This is a genomic window from Chloroflexus sp., assembly GCF_034432675.1.
Lineage (GTDB): Bacteria > Chloroflexota > Chloroflexia > Chloroflexales > Chloroflexaceae > Chloroflexus.
In genome coordinates, this window is the sequence record NZ_DAOUBI010000089.1 from 16,232 (window position 1) to 35,682 (window position 19,451).

At 56.3% G+C, this 19,451-nt stretch carries 16 protein-coding genes; 13 read left to right on the top strand and 3 right to left on the bottom strand.

The window, feature by feature from the left end; translation table 11 throughout:
• The first annotated feature begins 58 nt into the window (after positions 1-58).
• The 13 genes from VAE55_RS06855 to VAE55_RS06915 all read left to right on the top strand — a co-directional run bounded on the left by VAE55_RS06855 (position 59) and on the right by VAE55_RS06915 (position 14,526).
• The gene (locus VAE55_RS06855; protein ID WP_322815052.1) at positions 59-1,048 is read left to right on the top strand and encodes a zinc-binding dehydrogenase; all 990 of its coding nucleotides are present in this window, start codon (positions 59-61) and stop codon (positions 1,046-1,048) included.
• A 52-nt stretch (positions 1,049-1,100) separates the two neighbouring features.
• Positions 1,101-2,336, top strand: coding sequence for a chlorophyllide a reductase iron protein subunit X (locus VAE55_RS06860; protein ID WP_322815053.1), 1,236 nt, complete (start codon positions 1,101-1,103; stop codon positions 2,334-2,336).
• 206 nt (positions 2,337-2,542) lie between these two features.
• Positions 2,543-3,295, top strand: a complete 753-nt coding sequence (locus VAE55_RS06865) for a DUF169 domain-containing protein (protein WP_322815054.1) — start codon at positions 2,543-2,545, stop codon at positions 3,293-3,295.
• Positions 3,296-3,300: 5 nt separating this feature from the next.
• Positions 3,301-3,495, top strand: a complete 195-nt coding sequence (locus VAE55_RS06870) for a hypothetical protein (protein ID WP_012660441.1) — start codon at positions 3,301-3,303, stop codon at positions 3,493-3,495.
• 138 nt (positions 3,496-3,633) lie between these two features.
• Positions 3,634-4,746, top strand: a complete 1,113-nt coding sequence (bchI, locus tag VAE55_RS06875; RefSeq protein WP_322815055.1) for a magnesium chelatase ATPase subunit I — start codon at positions 3,634-3,636, stop codon at positions 4,744-4,746.
• A gap of 1,457 nt (positions 4,747-6,203) precedes the next feature.
• A complete protein-coding gene (locus VAE55_RS06880) occupies positions 6,204-7,757 on the top strand; it encodes an ABC transporter ATP-binding protein (RefSeq protein WP_322815056.1) in 1,554 nt (517 codons plus the stop codon).
• Between the two features lie 39 nt (positions 7,758-7,796).
• On the top strand, positions 7,797-8,936 hold the full coding sequence (locus VAE55_RS06885) for an ABC transporter permease (RefSeq protein WP_322815057.1): 1,140 nt from the start codon (positions 7,797-7,799) through the stop codon (positions 8,934-8,936).
• Between the two features lie 118 nt (positions 8,937-9,054).
• A complete protein-coding gene (locus tag VAE55_RS06890) occupies positions 9,055-9,561 on the top strand; it encodes an acyl-CoA thioesterase (RefSeq protein ID WP_322815058.1) in 507 nt (168 codons plus the stop codon).
• A complete protein-coding gene (locus VAE55_RS06895) occupies positions 9,558-10,025 on the top strand; it encodes a flavin reductase family protein (RefSeq protein ID WP_012256436.1) in 468 nt (155 codons plus the stop codon). The genes VAE55_RS06890 and VAE55_RS06895 overlap by 4 nt, the downstream gene beginning before the upstream one ends.
• A gap of 79 nt (positions 10,026-10,104) precedes the next feature.
• Complete coding sequence (locus tag VAE55_RS06900; RefSeq protein WP_322815059.1) at positions 10,105-10,863, top strand: phosphodiester glycosidase family protein; 759 nt, start codon at positions 10,105-10,107, stop codon at positions 10,861-10,863.
• A 79-nt stretch (positions 10,864-10,942) separates the two neighbouring features.
• Entirely contained in the window at positions 10,943-11,986 is a 1,044-nt protein-coding gene (locus VAE55_RS06905) for a lysylphosphatidylglycerol synthase transmembrane domain-containing protein (protein ID WP_322815060.1), read from the top strand.
• Positions 11,983-13,302, top strand: coding sequence for an NAD(P)/FAD-dependent oxidoreductase (locus VAE55_RS06910; RefSeq protein ID WP_322815061.1), 1,320 nt, complete (start codon positions 11,983-11,985; stop codon positions 13,300-13,302). Before VAE55_RS06905 ends, VAE55_RS06910 begins: the two co-directional genes overlap by 4 nt.
• A 174-nt stretch (positions 13,303-13,476) precedes the next feature.
• Positions 13,477-14,526: a LamG domain-containing protein gene (locus VAE55_RS06915; protein WP_322815062.1), complete on the top strand. Its 1,050-nt coding sequence runs from the start codon at positions 13,477-13,479 to the stop codon at positions 14,524-14,526.
• A 162-nt stretch (positions 14,527-14,688) separates the two neighbouring features.
• Here VAE55_RS06915 and VAE55_RS06920 read toward each other — a convergent pair whose 3' ends face one another.
• From VAE55_RS06920 to VAE55_RS06930, 3 genes are all read right to left on the bottom strand, one after another.
• Positions 14,689-16,005: an RtcB family protein gene (locus VAE55_RS06920; RefSeq protein WP_322815063.1), complete on the bottom strand. Its 1,317-nt coding sequence runs from the start codon at positions 16,003-16,005 to the stop codon at positions 14,689-14,691.
• A gap of 307 nt (positions 16,006-16,312) precedes the next feature.
• Entirely contained in the window at positions 16,313-16,603 is a 291-nt protein-coding gene (locus tag VAE55_RS06925; RefSeq protein WP_322815064.1) for a helix-turn-helix domain-containing protein, read from the bottom strand.
• A 647-nt stretch (positions 16,604-17,250) separates the two neighbouring features.
• The gene (locus tag VAE55_RS06930) at positions 17,251-18,627 is read right to left on the bottom strand and encodes a DUF5010 domain-containing protein (RefSeq protein WP_322815065.1); all 1,377 of its coding nucleotides are present in this window, start codon (positions 18,625-18,627) and stop codon (positions 17,251-17,253) included.
• Between the last annotated feature and the right edge of the window lie 824 nt (positions 18,628-19,451).

Consider the following 19,451-nt stretch of genomic DNA (forward strand, 5'->3'; position numbering starts at 1 on the left):
CAAACCGGTTCTCTGGGTGAAGATTACGCTGCGGCGTACTAGAAAGCGGATCGACTGTATGCCGATCAAGTCACGAGCAGTAGTTATTCCAAAGCGAAACACAATTGAGATTCGCACGGTGCAGGTCAACGAACCAAAAGCCGGCGATGTGCTGATTAAGACTGCCTTTACGTCGATTAGCGCCGGTACCGAACGGATGTTGCTTGATGGCCGGCTGCCCCAGCCACAATTGCTCTTCCCGGTGGTACCCGGCTACGAGACGGTTGGACAGGTGGTGCAGGTTGGTAGTAAAGCGCCGAAAGAATTGCTCGGTCAATGGGTGTATATCGGCGGTGCCCGTTGCTTCCGCGGTGTCAATGCGGCCTGGGGTGGACAGAGTGAGTATATTACCGCCGAACACGAGCGAGTTGTCCCCCTTGGTTCGCTCGACCCGGCAACCGGGGTGTTGCTAGCCCTGGCCGCCACAGCACTGCACGGTATCAAAATCGGCCAGATTCGCCGCAGTGATCGGGTACTAGTTTTGGGACAGGGCATTGTCGGGCAACTGGCAGCCCGCCTGGCAAAATATGTCGGTGCTCAGCACGTTGCCGTCGCCGACCGGGTGGCAGTACGCTTGCAAGCTAGTCAGGCCGATCAGGTTATCGATGTTACCCGCGAGTCGCTCGATGAAGCTATCGGCGAAGCCAAGGTTGATGTACTGATCGAGGCCACCGGCTCAATGGGTGCGTTGTCGGGGGCATTACCACTCCTGGCCAATCATGGGCGAGTCGTGTTATTGGGCTACTACGACCACATCAGCATCCCCTACGCACCGGTCTTTATGCGTGAGGCGCAGATTCTGGTTGCGCGCGAGTGGGAATTTGGCCCCGACGGTGATCTGCCGCAGGTACGCGATTTGCTGGCCAATGGCGACTTGAAGGTTGATGGTCTGTTAACTCATCACGTCCCGCTCGACCGCATTCAGGCTGCTTATCGCCTGGCCCTGGAAGACCCGGCCTGTTTGAAGGTCGTGGTCACATGGCCGCAAAACGGTACCGACGCAGCGTAGTACGCCTTCGCAGAGGAGCAATGCGCATCAGCCTGGAAGGAGAGATGGCTATATGCCTGCCCATCCAAAAACGAAACAGCCAGGTTCAACCGCACGAATGCTCGCCGTCTACGGCAAAGGCGGCATGGGAAAATCATTCTTCACCACCAATCTGGTAAGCAAGCTGGCCCTGTTGGGAAATCGCGTGCTTCAGCTCGGTTGCGATCCCAAACACGATAGTTGCAATGCGCTGTTCGGTGGTATCAGTCTGCCAACACTCGGTGATGTCTGGCGCGAGTTTAAAGAAGCCGGACGTGAAGAGGAGCTGGCCGCCCATCACGTCATCTTTAAGACCACCATCATGAATGGTGCGGCAACTGTCTATGGCTGTGAGATTGGCGGGCCGGAAGTAGGGCGCGGCTGTGGTGGACGTGGAATCACGTTCGGCTTTGATATGCTCGAAAAGTTCGGCCTCAGCCAATGGGCGCTTGACTATGTGGTGATGGATTTTCTCGGTGATGTAGTCTGTGGCGGGTTTGCAACACCCCTCTCACGTTCACTGGCCGAAGAGGTCATCATTCTCTGCGGGAACGACCGGCAAAGCCTCTACGCTGCCAACAACATTGCCAGCGCGGCCAAATATTTCGCCAGCATGGGTGGGCGCACCAAACTGCTGGGGCTGGTGGTCAATCGCGACGACGGTAGCGGTGTGGCGGCTCGCTTCGCCGAAAAGATCAATCTGCCGGTGCTGGCCAGTATTCCCCTGGATCGCAAAGTACGCGAACTGGCCGATGCCTGTCAGTTAGCTTTGCAAGAGCCGCGTTTTGATGCTCTCTTTGACCGACTGGCACGTCAGATCATCGACCGCACGTTGCCGACGGTCAAGATGGAAGAGGTCGTACCTCTTCCATACAAAGAATTTCTCAGCGTCTTTGGAGCCGAAGAGCCAGATATTACGCCGACCGGAGCGACCGCTGAAGAATTGTTCGGTGACCACCAGGTACGCCAACCAGCGCCGGTGATCACGCTTGGCTTGATGGAGCGAGCGGTCGGCGAGAAGCCAGAAATGGACGCCCCAACCCGGCTGGTTGTCACCCGGTTGCTCAAAGAATTGGGTATGTACGTCACCGAAGCCAACCACGATCCGAAGAAGGGTATGACGTTAACTATCGATGGGCATACGACGGTGTGCATGGGTAACACCGACGATCTGGACAGCAAGATTGCCATCCTGGCGGCCTTGCAGCGTTCAGGAGAGCCGTTCCGCTACGTTGATCTGCGCCGACCGGCCAGCCCGTTCTACCGGTAAGTGGGCGCAGCATTGTAACCGCAGGTTGGATGATGGAGGTGGGCAATGTGGCTACGCCTTGCCAGACAAACCACTGAGTATCGGGTCACGCCGCTCAGGTTACGGATACGCTGGTGGATCGAGGGATGGATATGGCGCTGGGGCCAAACTGCGGCGGCACTGAACGCGGAAAGCCCCGATCTGCAAAACCTGTGGTGGAGGCGCTGATGAGTGAAAACGATGAAATCCCCGATCTGAAACTGCTCAATCGCCTCCTGGTGGAACGGATGCGGGTCAAACGGCGACCGGTCGCGATCACCTATTGTTACGATGGGCCACCACCGGGATACGAGCCGGTCAATGTGGTGGCGTGTGCGATTGTCCGCGAAGCCGAACAGGGGCGGCGCGTGTATGTTGATGCTACCCACCACGACTGCTGGGTAGGGCAGTACCACCTCGGTTTCAATCCTGATCCGGGGCCGTACATTACCCAGGGTATCTATCTGACCGATGCGCAGGGCTTTTATACACCGGAAGCCGCGGCGTGCAATAAACAGCAAAGCTACTCGTTACCGGCAGGGATGATCAAGGCACTGGCGGCGGCACCACTTGACGACGTACCAGATGGAGTACCGGTTGATCTGATGGTCTGTGTGGTTGATCCACAACGGGCAATGCAGATCGCCGGTGCAGCCAGTGTGCGCAGCGGGACATTTCCGGTCGGTGAGCTGGGTGCCAGTGCGTGTGCCTCAATTTTTGCTGCACCCTGGCACACCAAGAATTCAGTGTTTGCCATTGGTGACGGCGGCGGACGAATGCATAATCGGCTCGATCCGAGTGAAATGTTCGTTTCCATCCCGCGATCACATTTGCGCTACGTGGTAGAATTAATAGAGAACTTCCGTATCGATCCGCAGAAAATGCGTGAAGTCATTATGCCGTCGTATGCTGCAAAAGCTCAACAGTCGCGAGAGGAGTGAACACTATGCCAAGCGGACTCGGAGAAGCTACCCAAATGATTGGTCCGTTGACGCCGGCAATCCTGTGTTGGGCCAGTTTGATTTTGACCGTTCTGGGTCTTGGTCTGACGTTCTTGTGGACGAACATCACTGCCTACGCACGTCGTACTCGCACCGGACGCAAGCCGACGGCCGGCTCCGTGATTAAATCACAGCGTTAGACCGGCTTTACACAGGATAACGGAATACCGTCGCCAGGAAGGAAGCACAGCATAGCTCTGTCTGTCCTGCCTGGTCAGGTTCGTTGCAGGCAGGCGGATCCACGCCTGCCGTTTTATTGCGTACAAAGGTAACGTCAGATGAGCAAAGAACACGTGCAAACAATCGCAACCGACGACGTATCGAAGAATGGTCATACCCCACCGACAAACGCCTCAACACCCCCCTACCCGTTTGTGGCGATTGTTGGTCAGGCTGAACTGAAGCTGGCTCTTTTGCTGTGTGTGGTCAACCCAACTATCGGCGGCGTGATGGTGATGGGGCATCGCGGGACGGCCAAATCAACCGCGGTACGGGCACTGGCAGCTATGTTGCCGCCGATCAAAGCGGTTGCCGGCTGTCCGTATTCGTGCGCACCCGACCGCACGGCCGGGCTGTGCGATCAGTGTCGGGCGTTAGAACAGCAGTCCGGTAAAACGAAAAAGCCTGCGGTGATAAATATTCCGGTGCCGGTAGTAGACCTGCCCCTCGGTGCTACTGAAGATCGCGTCTGCGGTACCCTCGACATCGAACGGGCATTGACGCAGGGTGTACAGGCATTCGCCCCTGGCCTGCTGGCCCGCGCCAATCGCGGCTTTCTCTATATTGATGAAGTGAATCTGCTCGAAGACCATCTGGTTGACGTGTTACTCGACGTAGCGGCATCAGGTGTCAACGTGGTTGAACGAGAGGGTGTCAGCGTGCGCCACCCGGCCCGCTTCGTACTGGTGGGATCGGGAAACCCCGAAGAGGGCGATCTGCGGCCCCAGCTTCTCGACCGGTTCGGTCTGCATGCCCGCATTACCACCATTACCGATGTGAGCGAGCGAGTCGAGATTGTCAAGCGACGACGTGAATATGACGCCGATCCGTTTGCGTTTGTCGAAAAATGGGCCAAAGAGACCCAGAAACTACAGCGTAAAATCAAGCAAGCCCAACGGCGTTTACCAGAGGTGATCTTACCCGATCCGGTGCTCTACAAGATTGCCGAACTGTGCGTCAAACTTGAGGTTGATGGTCACCGTGGTGAACTCACCCTGGCCAGAGCAGCAACCGCCCTGGCCGCGCTCGAAGGCCGGAACGAGGTCACCGTACAGGACATACGTCGCATCGCGATCCTGGCATTGCGCCATCGGTTGCGCAAAGACCCGCTCGAAACCCAGGACGACGCGGTACGGATTGAGCGCGCCGTTGAAGAGGTGTTGGTACCGTAACGCGACGTGAGCCTGGTAACATTATCATCATCCAAGTTGCTACCTTACGTCACTACCGCGGTGCGGGTCGTTGAGCGCTATGGGGGAGGGGAGGAACACGGATGGACGCGGGTGAGGCGGATGAACGAGGATAGATCGTCACCAAAGGTGCCACCTTATACCACCACAGCGACACGGCGGATGGGCATACCAGATGTGTGTGACGTAGTGCGTCTACGGAACTGACTGCGACCCAAACGATTCATACCGTTCAGGTACGCTGCACAATGTTGTGCGTAGTGCGTAGCCTCGTGCTGTTCATCATAGCAGGTAGTCTTTCGTGGCTTGCTCACAGTGTAGGTGGCAACTTGGATTATCTTATGGACAAAACGAGTATATCCGCCTTGAACTACCAGCGCTATCCTCACAAGGCCGTTAGAAATCATCTCACAAAGACTGGCCAGATAGACGAGAACGCCCGTCGTACCCGTGACCGATCCACACCCTCCCCACACTGGCACGTGGTATCAGAGATGACTCACGGCTATTGTGCTGTCGGTGCCTGATAAAACGCATAGCTCCTATGGCTGTGCTGATGACACACCTGACCGTCACCAACATTTTCTGCATTGATGTATATTAAATCGTGCCTGGCGTTGTGCATCTCTTGATTGTCAGACCCATGCTGGAGCGCTGCCAGATGTGCCACCCGCGGCTCGCCAGTAGGTTTTTGCAGGCAGACTGACCAGTTCCGTACATTCGCACTCAGGTGCAAATGCCGGGGAGCGGGTTTGTGAGCGAGTTGCGCATGCGCTGCCCCTAGTGCTAATTCTGCGATACGCCCCCACCCCAACCCGACCCCGCTGGGGGCGGGAGTCGCCAGTGCCGGGTGTGTCTCCGCTGTCGTGAGCTGGTTCAGGCGTGTGCTAACCTGCTGGGAACGGTGGAGCAGGCCTGGGATGGCGGACAGTTCCAGGTGAAGGGTGCGCCGGAGGCGCGTGCTCCCAGCAGCACCGGAAGCACACGCTCCCTACCGCGCCCGGTGGATGGGTGCGCCGGAGGCGCGTGCTCCCAGCAGCACCGGAGGCATACGCTCCCTTCCGCGCCTGGTGGAGCTGGAGGCACTCACTTCCTGCCGTGCCTGGCGGAGGGGTGCGCCGGAGGCGTGCGCTCCCAGCAGCACCGGAGGCACACGCTCCCTTCCGTGCCTGGTAGAGGGCCGCACCGGAGGTGTGCGCTCCCAGCCGCGCCTGGCGGAAGGGCGTGCCGGAAAGCATATTTCCAGGAAGATACCAGCACTCCCTACCGCGGTGGAGCATTTACAACCATAGCGTTGATACATTCTCCAGCATAAAGATGCACCCCGAAAGATTAGCGGCGAAACGTTCAGAATATGCTACAATACACTAAACTTCGACAACTTTGTTGCTGACGGCGATAACCTGTTCCACATACTACGTAGATGAATGAGGTTGCCTGTGACGCAGAACGGCCAGGAACGCCCGGTGGTGCTCGAAGCACGCGGGATTACAAAACGCTTCCCCGGTGTGGTTGCGAATGACAACGTCTCGATCAAACTGTACAAGGGTGAAGTATTAGCCCTGCTCGGTGAAAATGGTGCCGGTAAATCAACCTTGATGAATATCCTTTACGGTCTGTATCACCAGGACGAGGGCGAAATTTTTGTCAAGGGCGAGCCTATTCGCATCAGTAACCCCCACGAGTCGATTGCCCGCGGGATCGGCATGGTACACCAGCACTTTCAACTGGTGCCGGTCATGACGGTCACGGAAAATGTTATCCTGGGCAACGAAATCACCAGTGGTCCCTTCCTTGACCGTAAACGGGCAGCAGAACGCATTCGTCAGATCTCGACCCAATACGGGCTGGCGGTTGAGCCTGATGCCCTGGTCGCCGACCTTGATGTAGGTGCCCAACAGCGGGTGGAGATTATCAAGGCGCTGTACCGAAATGCCGATATTTTGATCCTCGACGAGCCAACCGCTGTGTTGACCCCGCAAGAGGCCGATGATCTGGTGCGCGTGATGCGTACCCTGACCGCGCAGGGAACATCGATCATCTTTATTACCCACAAGCTGCGGGAAGTGCTCGAAGTGGCCGACCGCATCATGGTGCTACGAGGTGGAAAAGTTGTCGGTGAAACAACACCCGATCAGGCCACCGAGGCCAGTCTGGCGGCGATGATGGTTGGCCGCGATGTCATTCTGAAGGTAGATAAACAGCCCGCACGCCCAGGCGAACCGGTGCTCGAAGTGCAGGGATTACAGGTACGCGATGATCGGCAGCTCCTGGCCGTGAAGGGGGTAAGCCTTGAGGTACGTGCCGGCGAAATTCTCGGCATTGCCGGCGTGCAAGGCAATGGTCAGACTGAACTGGTCGCCGCTCTGACCGGTCTGCGCCCCAGTGAAGGGGGTACTATCCTTATTGCTGGCGTCGATGTGACCAACGCCAGCCCACGAACGATTAGTGAACTAGGGGTCGCCCATATTCCCGAAGATCGCCAACGTGACGGTCTGGTAACCTCATATCCGCTAACCGATAACTCAGTGCTGGAGTTGTATTATTTGCCACCATTCGCCCGTGGCATTATCCGCAATGAGCCGGCAATTAATGATCATTGCAGCCGGCTGGTACAGGAATTTGACGTCCGCACACCCAGCATTCACGTCCCGGCCAGCTCGCTGAGCGGTGGCAACCAGCAAAAGCTGATTGTTGCCCGTGAGTTTACCCGTCAGCTCAAGTTGTTGATCGCCTCACAGCCAACCCGCGGCATTGATGTGGGTTCAATCGAGTTTATTCACAACCAGATCGTGAAGAAGCGCGACGAAGGTGTGGCTGTTTTGCTCGTCTCGGCTGAGCTTGACGAGATTCTGTCGCTGGCCGACCGGATTGCAGTTATGTACCACGGCCAGATTGTGGCGACTGTCAAAAACGGTGAAATCTCGCGTGAAGAGCTTGGCTTGCTCATGGCCGGCGCAACCATAGATCGTTCGGTATCAGTTGAAGCGTAAACACTTTGTGACCGCAGAAAAGCGGTCAGGGAGAAAAGCATGGCGCAGGCAGCCACCGAAACGGGTATTCGCCCATCGGCGCTCCGCCAGTTTTGGGAGCGCTGGTCGGGCATGCTCGTGCCGATCCTTGCCGTTTTTACAGCCCTGATGGTGGGGGCGTTCATTATCGGGATTACCGGTGCTGACTGGCAGGCAGCCTACATTGGGCTTTGGGAAGGTGCCTTCGGCTCGCCAAAGGCATTTGCCGATACGGTTGTCCGTTCTACGCCATTCATTATCTGTGGCCTGTGCGTAGCCCTGGCTTTCAAGGCTGGCCTGTTTAACATTGGCGCCGAAGGGCAACTCTACGCTGGCGCGGTTGCCGCGGTCGTTATCGGCACAACCTTGCAGATGCCGGCAATCTTTCACATTCCGGCAGCCTTGATTGCCGGTGCACTTGGCGGTGCAGCCTGGGCAGCGATTGCCGGTTTCCTGAAGGCGCGCACCGGTGCACACGAGGTGATCAACACGATTATGTTGAATTACATTGCGCTACGGATGACCGACTGGCTGATTCGCAGCAAAACCCCCTACATTCTGGGTGATCCTGCCGACACCACTGGTGCCCGCTCGCGTTTGATTGCCGAAACGGCCCGTTTACCCGGCATTCAGGTTGGTAGCTCGACCATCCTCCACCTGGGGATTCCTCTCGCCTTGATACTGGTCTTTGTCGTGGCCTGGTTGTTGTACCGCACGACGCTCGGCTTCGAGATGCGGACTGCCGGTACCAATCCCAACGCTGCCCGCTACGCAGGCATCAGTGTCCCGCGCACGATTATTCTGGCAATGGCAATTGCCGGTGGTCTGGCCGGTATCGCCGGATCAATCGAAGTGATCGGTGTGCGTGGAGCGCTCAGTGCCGACTTCTTTTCCGGCCTTGGATTTGATGCGATTGCCGTGGCCCTATTGGCCCGTGCCAATCCGGTCGGTATCATCTTTTCAGGATTGCTCTGGGGTGGGTTACTGACCGGTGCGCGTCTGATGCAGGTGCGCGCCAGCCTATCGATTGACGTGATCAAGATCGTGCAGGCACTCATTATCATGTTCGTGGCTGCCGATCAGATCGTGCGCTTTGTCTACCGTCTCCCCGAGCGCAAACCCGGCGAAGAGACCCAGCTCTCGAAGGGATGGGGTGGCTAGACCGCAAGTACGTCGTCGGGGTGCATCCCGGCCATTTCTACCTCTGGAAAGAGCATAATCCTACAGCCAGTGACGGCGCTCGCATGAGCGCCGTTCGCTACCTACAGGTTGGTGTGATATGGATAACACAACGTTCCCTAACCGGCTGGCGCGGGCGGCAAATGAAGAACGCATGGCCGAAATCATCTTGCCTCATCAAACCAATGGCTACGGTACCATGTTTGGTGGTGATGTGATGGCACTGATGGATAAGGCGGCAGCGATTGCCGCCCTCCGCTTCTGTCGCTTACCGGTTGTAACCGCCTCGACTGAACGGATTGATTTTCGGACCCCGATTGGGCAGGGCGAAATTGTGGAAGCCTTCTCGCGGGTGATCTATGTTGGGCGGAGTTCCATGGTGGTGCGCGTGCACCTCTTCGCCGAACATCCGCTGATCGGAGATCGCCGGCTCTGCACGACCGGCTATTTCAGCATGGTAGCTATCAACCGCGAAGGTGGGCCGGCGCCAGTTGTGCCACAATTGTTGTTGCTCGACGATGATGCCCGCGCAGAGCATGCCGTTGGTGCCGAGATTCACGCTGCTATCGCTGCACGTCGCAATAGCCGAACAACAGGACGATCATGATCGACGAATCACTCTTTCGCCAAACGATGAGTCACTTCGCCTCCGGTGTCACTGTGGTGACGACTGCGCTCGGTGAACGCCTGGCCGGCTTAACAGTCAGCTCTTTCGCATCGCTGTCACTGAATCCACCACTGGTACTGATTTGTATTGATCACGCAGCATCAAGCCATGACGTGATTGCCGCTGCCGGAAAGTTTGCGGTGAACATTCTGGCCGAAGATCAGGAATACCTCTCGCGCCGGTTTGCCATGCACGACGGCGCAAAGTTTGCCCCGCATAGTTATACCCTGTCAGAGAACGGACTCCCACTTCTCGAAGGGGTGCTGGCCCAGATCGAATGTCGACTCCATAGTGCCTTGCCTGGCGGTGACCACACCATCTTTGTGGGAGAAGTCATCGCGGCCCGGGTGTTTGGGGGAAGACCATTGCTGTACTACCGATCAGGCTACCATCAGTTGGGGTAAATCGGTGAGATTCATCAAGCAGCCAGCAGGGTACCGCCTGGTGTTGTTGTGCTTCATCCTGTACGGATTGATATTTCTATTGACAGCCTGTACAGTAACGCCAACACCGGGCACCCCGACAACCATTGTGCCGACGCTGATGCTGACACCGACACCTGATACCAGCACCAGCTCAGGCTGGCGCACCTTGCGCACAGGTATTGCGTTCCGCCAACTGGAAGCTCCGGGGTTACCGGTGCAGGTGGTGCGGATCGATCCGGCGCACGTGCGCTTTGTTGTTGGTTACGATCCGACCGCACCACTTACCCTGAGCGCCTGGGTTGCCCGGTACGGCGCAGTGGCAGCGATTAACGGGGGCTTTTTTGATCGGCAAGGTGAACCGGTTGCACTGTTGATCAGCAACCAGCAAGCAGTCGGACAAAGTTATGTCAATCAAGGTGGTATGTTTGCGATAGATGAGCAAGGTAACCCGCACCTCTGGGCACTTGCCGATCAACCCTACGATGGGGCACCCTTTGTACAGGCGATACAGGGCTGGCCGTTGCTGGTGCGAACAAACGGCGAAGCGGCTTACACCGACGACGATAGGCAGCGCGCCCGGCGGAGCGCGATTGCGCTTGATCGGAACGGTTATGTGCTGTTGATTGTGGCACCAGGTGCGACATTTAGCCTCGCCGAATGGTCACAATTTCTGGCATCTGCCGATCTCGACATCGAGATTGCGGTGAATCTCGACGGCGGTTCTTCGAGCGGGTTAATTGCACAGAGTGATCAGGGCGGGGTACGTGTCGACTCGTTTACCCCACTCCCATTCGCCCTGTTGATTCTGGAACTTTGACATTCGGCAACAGCAAGGGTAATATGCAAAGAGATCGTCGGAGTACGACGCAGGTAGCATTCACACCAAAGGAACATCGGTGCGTCACTGGAAACTATGGCTCGGCCTGATCATTAGCATCTTTTTTCTGGGCATTGCCCTTCACGGTCTCGACCTGGCCCATTTTTGGGAAGCATTACGCGAGGCCAATTACTGGTGGTTAATTCCAGGTATCCTGGTTTACTTCATCACAGTTTGGGTGCGCACATGGCGCTGGCAATCGATGCTCAGCCATATGGCTCGCGTGCCATTACGCACCCTCTTCCCGATTGTGGTGATCGGCTACATGGGCAACAATGTCTACCCGGCGCGAGCCGGTGAAGTGTTGCGCAGTTATGTCTTGCGTCGCAATTGCGGGATTGCCATGAGCGCTTCGCTAGCCACTGTCGTATTGGAACGCCTCTTCGACGGGCTGGTGATGCTGCTCTTTGTCGCTATTACTTTGCCTTTTGCGCCATTACCATCCATGTTTCGTTGGCTGGTCATTGGGTTTAGCGCTTTATTCCTCTGCGCATTTATCGGCTTTGTTGTGCTGGCCGCTCGTCCCCAATCGATGAGCCGTTGGTACACGATAGTTGTTGATCGCTTCGCTCCCGGCTGGCTGCGACCGCATATTCACGGACTCTTTGATCGTTTTATCATCGGCCTGCAATCTTTGCGTAGTCCACGTGACATGATCGTGATTCTATTCACTTCGACGTTCATTTGGCTGGGGGAGACGCTCAAATACTGGTTCGTGATGCATGCATTTCCGTTTGAGGTCTCGTTTCTGGTGTTGATGTTGATGACTGCGATTGTTAATCTCTTCACCACGATCCCTTCAACACCGGGATACATTGGCACGTTTGATGCACCGGGGATCGCAATTCTGACCCAGTTTGGTGTGACGCACGCTATCGCCGCCGGTTATACGCTGGTGCTCCACGTTGCCCTATGGTTGCCGATAACGCTCCTCGGCGCATGGTATATGCTCCGGCAAAGCCTGACCTGGCGTGATCTGGATCGCGCAGCAGAACTTCGGGTCCAATCCAGGCCGAGCACCGAAACCAACGATGCGGTCAATTCGCAGAAGGTGCTGCCATGAGGATCGCGATTGTTGGTGCCGGCATTGCCGGTCTGAGCGCAGCCTACGATCTTGCCGGTCAGGGCTATGCAGTCACAATCTACGAAGCAGGGGATCAGGTCGGCGGGCTGGCCAGTGGCTTTCGCGATACAGACTGGGATTGGCCACTTGAACGGTTTTATCACCATATCTTCACCACTGACCACGCGATTATCAAACTGACGAACGAAATCGGGATGCGTGATCGGCTCTTTTTTCGGGCACCGATCACTGCGCAATGGTGGCAGGGGAAAGGCTATGCGCTCGACGGTGTGCTACCGGTATTGCGCTTCCCCGGCTTACCATTCATTGACCGGCTACGGTTTGGTTTGACCGCATTTTATCTGAAGTTTATCACACAGAACTGGCAACGACTTGAGCAGACAACGGCCATGGCGTGGACGGAGCGGGTCTCCGGGCGCAATGTTGCTCGTGTCATCTGGCGGCCACTGCTTGAAGGCAAGTTTGGCCCCCATGCCGATGAAGTGAATATGGCCTGGTTGTGGGCACGCTTGCGGGCACGCAGCTTTCAATTAGGCTATTTTCGCGGTGGGTTTCAGGCGTTTGCCGATGAATTGTGTGCGGCCTGTATCAAGCGTGGGGTGCAGGTGTGGCGGCAAACGCCGGTGCAGGCTGTGTACCAGACCACAACCGGTTGGCAAATTAGCGCGGCGCAGCATCCGCCAGCCGACTACGATACCGTCCTGGTTACCGGAGCGCCGGGCTTACTGGCTCGCCTGGTGACGACGCTCCCTGCAGAGTATCTGGGGCAGTTACGTCGACTGAACTCGATGGGAGCGGTGGTGATGACCATCGCCCTCCGACGCCCTCTCACCAATGGGATTTACTGGCTCAACCTGCCCAAAGATGAATTTCCCTTCCTGGCCCTGGTTGAGCACACTAACTTTATTGAACCAGATTATTACGGTGGCGATCATTTGATTTACTGTGGTGACTATCTCGATCCCAACCACGAGTACTTTCGCCTCGATGCGTCGGCTTTGTTAGAGCGCTTCCTGCCGGCGCTGAGCCAAATCAATCCGGCATTTCAACCAGAGTGGGTGCGAGCGTACTGGTTGCACCGTGAAACCTATGCCCAACCGATTGTGCCGATCAACCACAGTCGCAACATCCCCCCAATCGCAACCCCCCTGCCAGGTCTCTTCTGGGCCAGTATGAGCCAGGTCTATCCCTGGGATCGCGGTACCAATTATGCCGTCGAACTAGGACGACGGGCCGCACAAGTGATGCACGAATTCGCCGGTCAGTATCAGCAGACAGTACCCTTAGACTATTGAAATGTGGCGTGAACCGATGGTAGAACAAGGTTACAACCCAGGTGAGAATACCAAACCGATCAAGCGCTTGAGACACTCTCGGCCAGACTGGCGACCGAATGCCCCTACCGTTGTTGTACGCAGCGCCAGCCGGAGTCGAATGGCATATGACGCAAGATACAGAAAGCAACAGCTATGCAGCGCTTCGGGAAGATAACCTTGTTTCTCTGCATCATATACTGGCTGATCTCCTGTAGCACGGGTAGTCCGACAGTCAGTTCTGCGCCAGAGGAAACTATCGCGCCCTCGCCCACCCCGCAACCCACCCTGCCACCGGTCACCAATACGCTGCAACCGTCGCCAGCACCAACAGCGCCTGCGGCCAGCCCAGCGACGGTCGGCTTTTCGGTGCGTTTCTACGGTTTCTACACCAATAACGGTAACGGCGTCGCTGATAGCGACCGGATCAAAATCCCGCTTGGCCCAATCGACAGCCAGGGTCGAATTACCAGCTCGCGACCGGTGAACGTGAGCGGTGATATGACGTTGGAGTTCTGGATGAAGGCCAATCCAGGCGATAATGATGCGCCGCCGTGCGATAGCTGGTACTACGGCAATATTGTGATCGACCGCGACGTGTACGGTGATGGGGATTATGGTGATTACGGTGTTGCCATTTGCGGTAACAAACTCGTCGTCGGGTTTAATGTCGGACAGGATGATCGACTGCTCAAAGGCAATGCGATTGTCACCGACGGGCAATGGCATCACATCGCGATTACCCGCTCTGCAAGTGGACCGGTGCGTCTCTACGTTGACGGGCAGCTCGATAGCGAGATGGATGGGCCGCCGGGACGGATTGATTATCGCCTGAATCGGCCAACAAGTTATCCTGCCAGCGATCCTTACCTTGTGTTCGGTGCCGAAAAGCACGACGTGACCGGTAGCCGTTACTTCAACGGATGGCTCGACGATCTGCGCCTGTCGAACATCGTGCGTTACAGCGGGGCATTTGCTCGCCCAACCGCACCACATGCGCTGGATGCGAATACCGTTGCGCTCTACCGGTTTGATGAGGGCAGTGGGACAACCATCAACGACGCCACAGCCGGCAACCAAAGCCCTGGCGAACTGAAGCCGCGTGCCGGCGGTGCTGCTCAGCACTGGTCGAGTGATACTCCGTTCACCACGAGCAGTGTGCCGTTGACGCCAAGAGCGTATATTCCATTCATTGCGAATAGCTAGCAGTCATCATTGATCAGCCAGATGATCATGAATGCACATTCTCCCCGTGACCAGCCGGGTGAGCGGTATAGCACGCACCCGGCATCACGCACGGTGCGTGCAGAAGCAGAGCTTCCGCACGCCAAACGAATGATATATGCGTTGCTGATGACGCATCAGCGTTTAATCCTCGCCTGCCGAGCCAGACATTATCACCACCAGTGGGTGCATCCGGGCCACGGGGCGAATGAGGCCGGCGGCAACCTGCACCTCCATCACCGTCTCGATATCCTTGTAGGCCAGTGGCGACTCATCGACGGCCAGACCACGTACCAACACATCAGCTTCCCGCACAACAGCGGCTGCCATTGCCGGTGTGATCGTGCGCCGAGCTTCGGAACGACTGAAGCGCCGACCGGCACCGTGCGATGCACTAGCCAGCGAGGTTGGTTCGCCTAACCCTTCGACAATGTAGCTGGCGGTTGCCATCGAACCGGGGATCAACCCGTAGGTACCAGCCTCGGCAGGAGTGGCACCTTTGCGGTGAATGACCGTCCCATCGGGCTGTTCCCAGGCAAAATTGTGGTGATGCTCAATCACCCGTTCCACGGTAACACCTGCTGCCCTGGCAAAGCGGGCATGGATGACCTCGTGATTGGCACGGGCAAAATCGCCTGCCAGACGCATGGCCAGCAGATACTCCTGCCCGGCTTCGGTATCCGTACCCAGCCAGCCATACGTCTTCGGAATACCGCTGGCAATCGCTGCCGTTTCCCGGTCGGCCAAGGTCGCGTAGTAGTTGGCAATCTTCGCCCCAACCCCACGACTCCCGCTATGGGTGAGCAAACCAACAAACGTGCGGTGCGTATCAAGCCACTCACCGACGACAATCTCGGCAAAATGGTTCCCGCCACCGGATGTGCCAATCTGATATGTCGCCAGAGCGTGCAGTTCGCGGAGCAGTTTTGTTGCCCGCCAGCGTGGATCGGCGAGAATGGGATGATCGGCAACCGGCTTTTTTGGTGAGCCAATACCGAACACCGTGACTTTCGTAAGCGTGTCGAGCAGATGCTGACGATCACGATACGCCTCTTCGGGAGTCATATCAGCAAAGATCGAGAGATGCATCCGGCAGCCAATATCCACGCCTACCTGGTACGGCGCCACCGCCCGGTTATAGGCGATCACGCCACCAACTGGCAGCGCATAGCCCTGATGAGCATCGGGCATGAGCGCACCGCGAATAGCGGGTGGTAAACGCAGTGCCGTCTGCATCTGTTCAATCGCACCCGGCTCGATCAAATGGGCGCCGATAATCTTGAGTGGCTGCGGCTGAGCGCGCAAGCGTAACTCCACCGGCGGCTCACCATACTGCGCAGCGATCTGCCGGCGCACTGTAGCCGGATCAAGCCCTTCACGCAGCATCTGTTTAGCAGCCCGACACAACTCACGAAATGCCGGATGATTGGTATAATCGGCTAACAACTGGGCTGCTTTCATAGGTATCACCTCAATTCATTTCGTCCTGTGCCTCGGTGTGTTCGTGGCACCAGACATAAACAGGGCGAAATAGAGGAACAAATACGCCGCGGCTGCGTCAGACGAGCAGGCACACGGCGCTATTTCATCATACCATACAACCATTATATTATATATTGTAGTGCAGATTTGCGGAGGAGAATGTGCCTTCATTCAAATGAGGCATAGGACAAATAATTTTTCCCTGGAACATGTGCATTGGATCAAAAACAAGCGGGAATTAGTGCGACAAAGCAGGCAGGGGCGAACAATGCGCCCCTGCACGGGCTTACTTCGCCATCACAGTGGCACCATTAGTCAGTGCTGCCAGCAATTCACGAACGGTAATGTTCTGCACAGCCGGGTGACGAAGCGGTTGATCACCATAGATTGTGTAGCGATTATGCCGACCTTCACGCACGTGTGAAATATAACCAGCCTCGTGTAAATCGTGCAGAATACGCTGAACAGCCCGTTCGGTAATCCCAATTGTGCGGGCAATCTCTTGGGCAGTTACCCGTGGATTGCGCGCGATACAGAGGAGTACTTGGGCGTGATTGGTAAGAAATGTCCAACCCATACCAGAATCTTTCCAGGCATGTGATGCAAAAATCCGTTTCTGTATGTATTGTACCAGTGTTATGTTAGGTGAGAGAGGGAAAAGTTGCCTGTAAAGGGATATGGATTTCCCACCTGCGGTGGCAACGACCTATCCATGTCCATGTCAGACCCATTATTGATGATGGGTTTTTACTGTCAGAAGGCGTATTGATGGGCCACACGAGATTGCAATCAGCCGATAGCGTGCGCAGCCTGTGCCTGGGTGCTTGCTGGTGGTAGAGAGTGTCATGTCGCTGCGGTGTGGTTCTCAACCGGGATTGCGAATTCCAGGCTGGCGTTAACGTGGATCACTGTGGATCAGGCGTGACGGAGCACGTCGACGGGAACGGAACGCGGATGATCGCGGGTCTGGCGGATGTTCACGGATTTGCCATACGTACCGGTGATTCGTCCCTGACATATGGGTATGGTGCAGAATGCAGCTGTACGCAGAGGTGACGGAAGCAGGCGCCGGGCCGAGGTGTGGCCCAGGGTGTGGCACAGACTTCCAGCCTGTGTACCATCTTGTCCATCACCTCACGGCAACGGAGTAAATACCCGCACGCGGGCTGAAAACTCGCGTGCGGGCAGTGCCGTCGGTGCCGCTATGATAACGCCGTAGGAGGCTTATGGTTGCGGCACAAACTGCTCACGCCATTGGCGAATGATCTGGAGGTAGAAATCGGGTGGGAGTGGACGACCATCGCGGTCGGTGTAGGCAGCAGGAGCGACGGCGCTGTTTTCAGGCCATTCGTTCCAGGTCTCGATCAACACCAGATCGGTATCGGGTGGGATAGCAGCCAGACTGGTGCGCAGGAATGAGCCGGGTGCCGGAGAACCACCACCGGGCGGCTCATCGCGCGGCTGGAATCGTGGTTCGCGTACCCAGGGAATACGCGAATTATCAAAACCAGGACCGACACTACTGACCTTGAAGCCACGCAATTCAGCAGTATGCGGTCCAAGAAGGGCTGTTCCCCAGCGGTACACCCCATCGGCAACCTGAGCGCTATCCGGCAAGCCTTCCGGTGGTGCCAGCGCCTGCGGATTGAGCCACGTCTCTTCCAGAATGAGCCAAGGCTCAACGCCAAAATCGGCCCGAAAGGCATCCTTCACCGCTTGCCAGAGGGTGCCGCTCAACTCCAGATTATCGCAGCAGAGAGCGGTGTAGGTGATAATAATAGGTCGACCATCGATAGTCGCCCACATCTCACGAGGGACACGAGTGAAGAAATCGCGAATATGCAGATTGTAGAAAAAGTAGCCACTCCGTGGATCACTGAGCGGTAACCGTGGTACATCGGGACCAACACGATAACCATTGCCCAAAAACTCTTGATACATCCCCTGTTGGGCAGTAGTATCGAGAAACATCCCGATGGTCAGTGGGTGTTCCAATACACCGTTGGCCTGCACAAGCAGATTGAGCCGATCATTCCGAAACCACGGATGGGGGTGATCGCCCCAACTCACCGGAAAGACCATCGAGATACCGATAGACGCCATCGTGCGTAGTTCGTTCTCGTACCAGTCATAGTTATAGGACGAGTAACTAAAACCATCACGCGGGTCAGGATCAGCAGGCAGTGGTGTCAACCATCCCGGTGGTACAGCGAGTAGTTGACTGGAGTCACATTCTTGTTGCGGGCAGTTGTACCAGTAGAAGAAGAAGGTACCTAATGGCGGTTTGCGCTGCATTAACGCCGGATCAGGGGTTGGAACAGGAAAGACCGGCGTCGGGACTGTTGCCGTAGGCTGTGGCACACTGGTTGGTATCGCAGTTGGCGACGGAGCCACTACCGCTGTTGGTTGTCGGGTGGGTATTCGCGTAATAGTTGGGGATGGCTTCACCGTCGGCGACGGCACCATCAATGCTGGCGTTGCTGCTGCTGTTGGTGAAGGAGGAACGGGCACCGGTGGAGTACAAGCGGTTAGCAAGCCGGCCAGTATCAGGCAGACACACCAGCATAGAACAATTGTGAGATAACCAGATCGTTGTTTCATACACTGGTAGTATAGCACGATCAGATGCGATTGGCATGGCAGTGGAACACCTCACACTCATGAATGTCGTGGGAGTAAGAGGCAGCCTACCGATGGAAACATGTGTAGGTGGTCGCAGGGACAAGGCAGGTACAGAGAGCAGGCTTTGAAGTTCACAAGAGCAGAGTTCCCATCACGCCCGCGATAGTGATATCAACGTTTGCGCAACGATGTGCATCGTTCAGGTGTCATATCTGTATTGACGTGCATCGAGATGTGCCATTAGCGAGCAACAGGTGGTTCATCGTGAGTGTAGAACTGTGGCGACGAGGTAGGGGTACGGCATGCCGTGCCCCTACTGTTTATTCACAAAAGTGCATCGTTCAAGTATAATACTAGGGTGATGATTGGATAGCTTGTCAGACTGTCTCTGCTACCAGATTTGATATGACAACCCAAGTTGCTACCTTTGTTACTACAGAGACACAGAGGATGGGTAGAATCTGAGTTGCTACCGTGAGGCGTGGTGAAGTGCGTCTATAAGAACTGGCTGCTTCGCACATTGTTGATGCGTTTACGCCATACAGTGTTGCATGCAACATCTACTGTTCCTGACAGTCAGGCTCCGTTACCTGCTGACAGTATAGAGAGCAACCCAGGTTATGACACCTACCTGACGCAGATGTGCCCTCTACACGAGAATACAGGAACCTATTTCAAAAACATTTGACTGACCGACTCCATGATTGTAACGAGCAAACACCGCACCCCGTGACCAGCCGGGTCAACGGCAAGCCACGCTCTGGCTCGTGAGCACGGCTGCTGCGGCAGCATGGCTGCCGCAC

Bases quoted from the DNA above. Each gene is read 5' to 3' on its own strand.
- VAE55_RS06865 (WP_322815054.1), top strand. From the start codon at position 2,543: ATGAGTGAAAACGATGAAATCCCCGATCTGAAACTGCTCAATCGCCTC.
- VAE55_RS06870 (WP_012660441.1), top strand. From the start codon at position 3,301: ATGCCAAGCGGACTCGGAGAAGCTACCCAAATGATTGGTCCGTTGACG.
- VAE55_RS06910 (WP_322815061.1), top strand. From the start codon at position 11,983: ATGAGGATCGCGATTGTTGGTGCCGGCATTGCCGGTCTGAGCGCAGCC.
- VAE55_RS06920 (WP_322815063.1), bottom strand. From the start codon at position 16,005: ATGAAAGCAGCCCAGTTGTTAGCCGATTATACCAATCATCCGGCATTT.
- VAE55_RS06860 (WP_322815053.1), top strand. From the start codon at position 1,101: ATGCCTGCCCATCCAAAAACGAAACAGCCAGGTTCAACCGCACGAATG.
- VAE55_RS06930 (WP_322815065.1), bottom strand. From the start codon at position 18,627: ATGAAACAACGATCTGGTTATCTCACAATTGTTCTATGCTGGTGTGTC.
- VAE55_RS06890 (WP_322815058.1), top strand. From the start codon at position 9,055: ATGGATAACACAACGTTCCCTAACCGGCTGGCGCGGGCGGCAAATGAA.
- VAE55_RS06885 (WP_322815057.1), top strand. From the start codon at position 7,797: ATGGCGCAGGCAGCCACCGAAACGGGTATTCGCCCATCGGCGCTCCGC.
- VAE55_RS06925 (WP_322815064.1), bottom strand. From the start codon at position 16,603: ATGGGTTGGACATTTCTTACCAATCACGCCCAAGTACTCCTCTGTATC.
- VAE55_RS06855 (WP_322815052.1), top strand. From the start codon at position 59: ATGCCGATCAAGTCACGAGCAGTAGTTATTCCAAAGCGAAACACAATT.
- VAE55_RS06895 (WP_012256436.1), top strand. From the start codon at position 9,558: ATGATCGACGAATCACTCTTTCGCCAAACGATGAGTCACTTCGCCTCC.
- bchI (WP_322815055.1), top strand. From the start codon at position 3,634: ATGAGCAAAGAACACGTGCAAACAATCGCAACCGACGACGTATCGAAG.
- VAE55_RS06915 (WP_322815062.1), top strand. From the start codon at position 13,477: ATGCAGCGCTTCGGGAAGATAACCTTGTTTCTCTGCATCATATACTGG.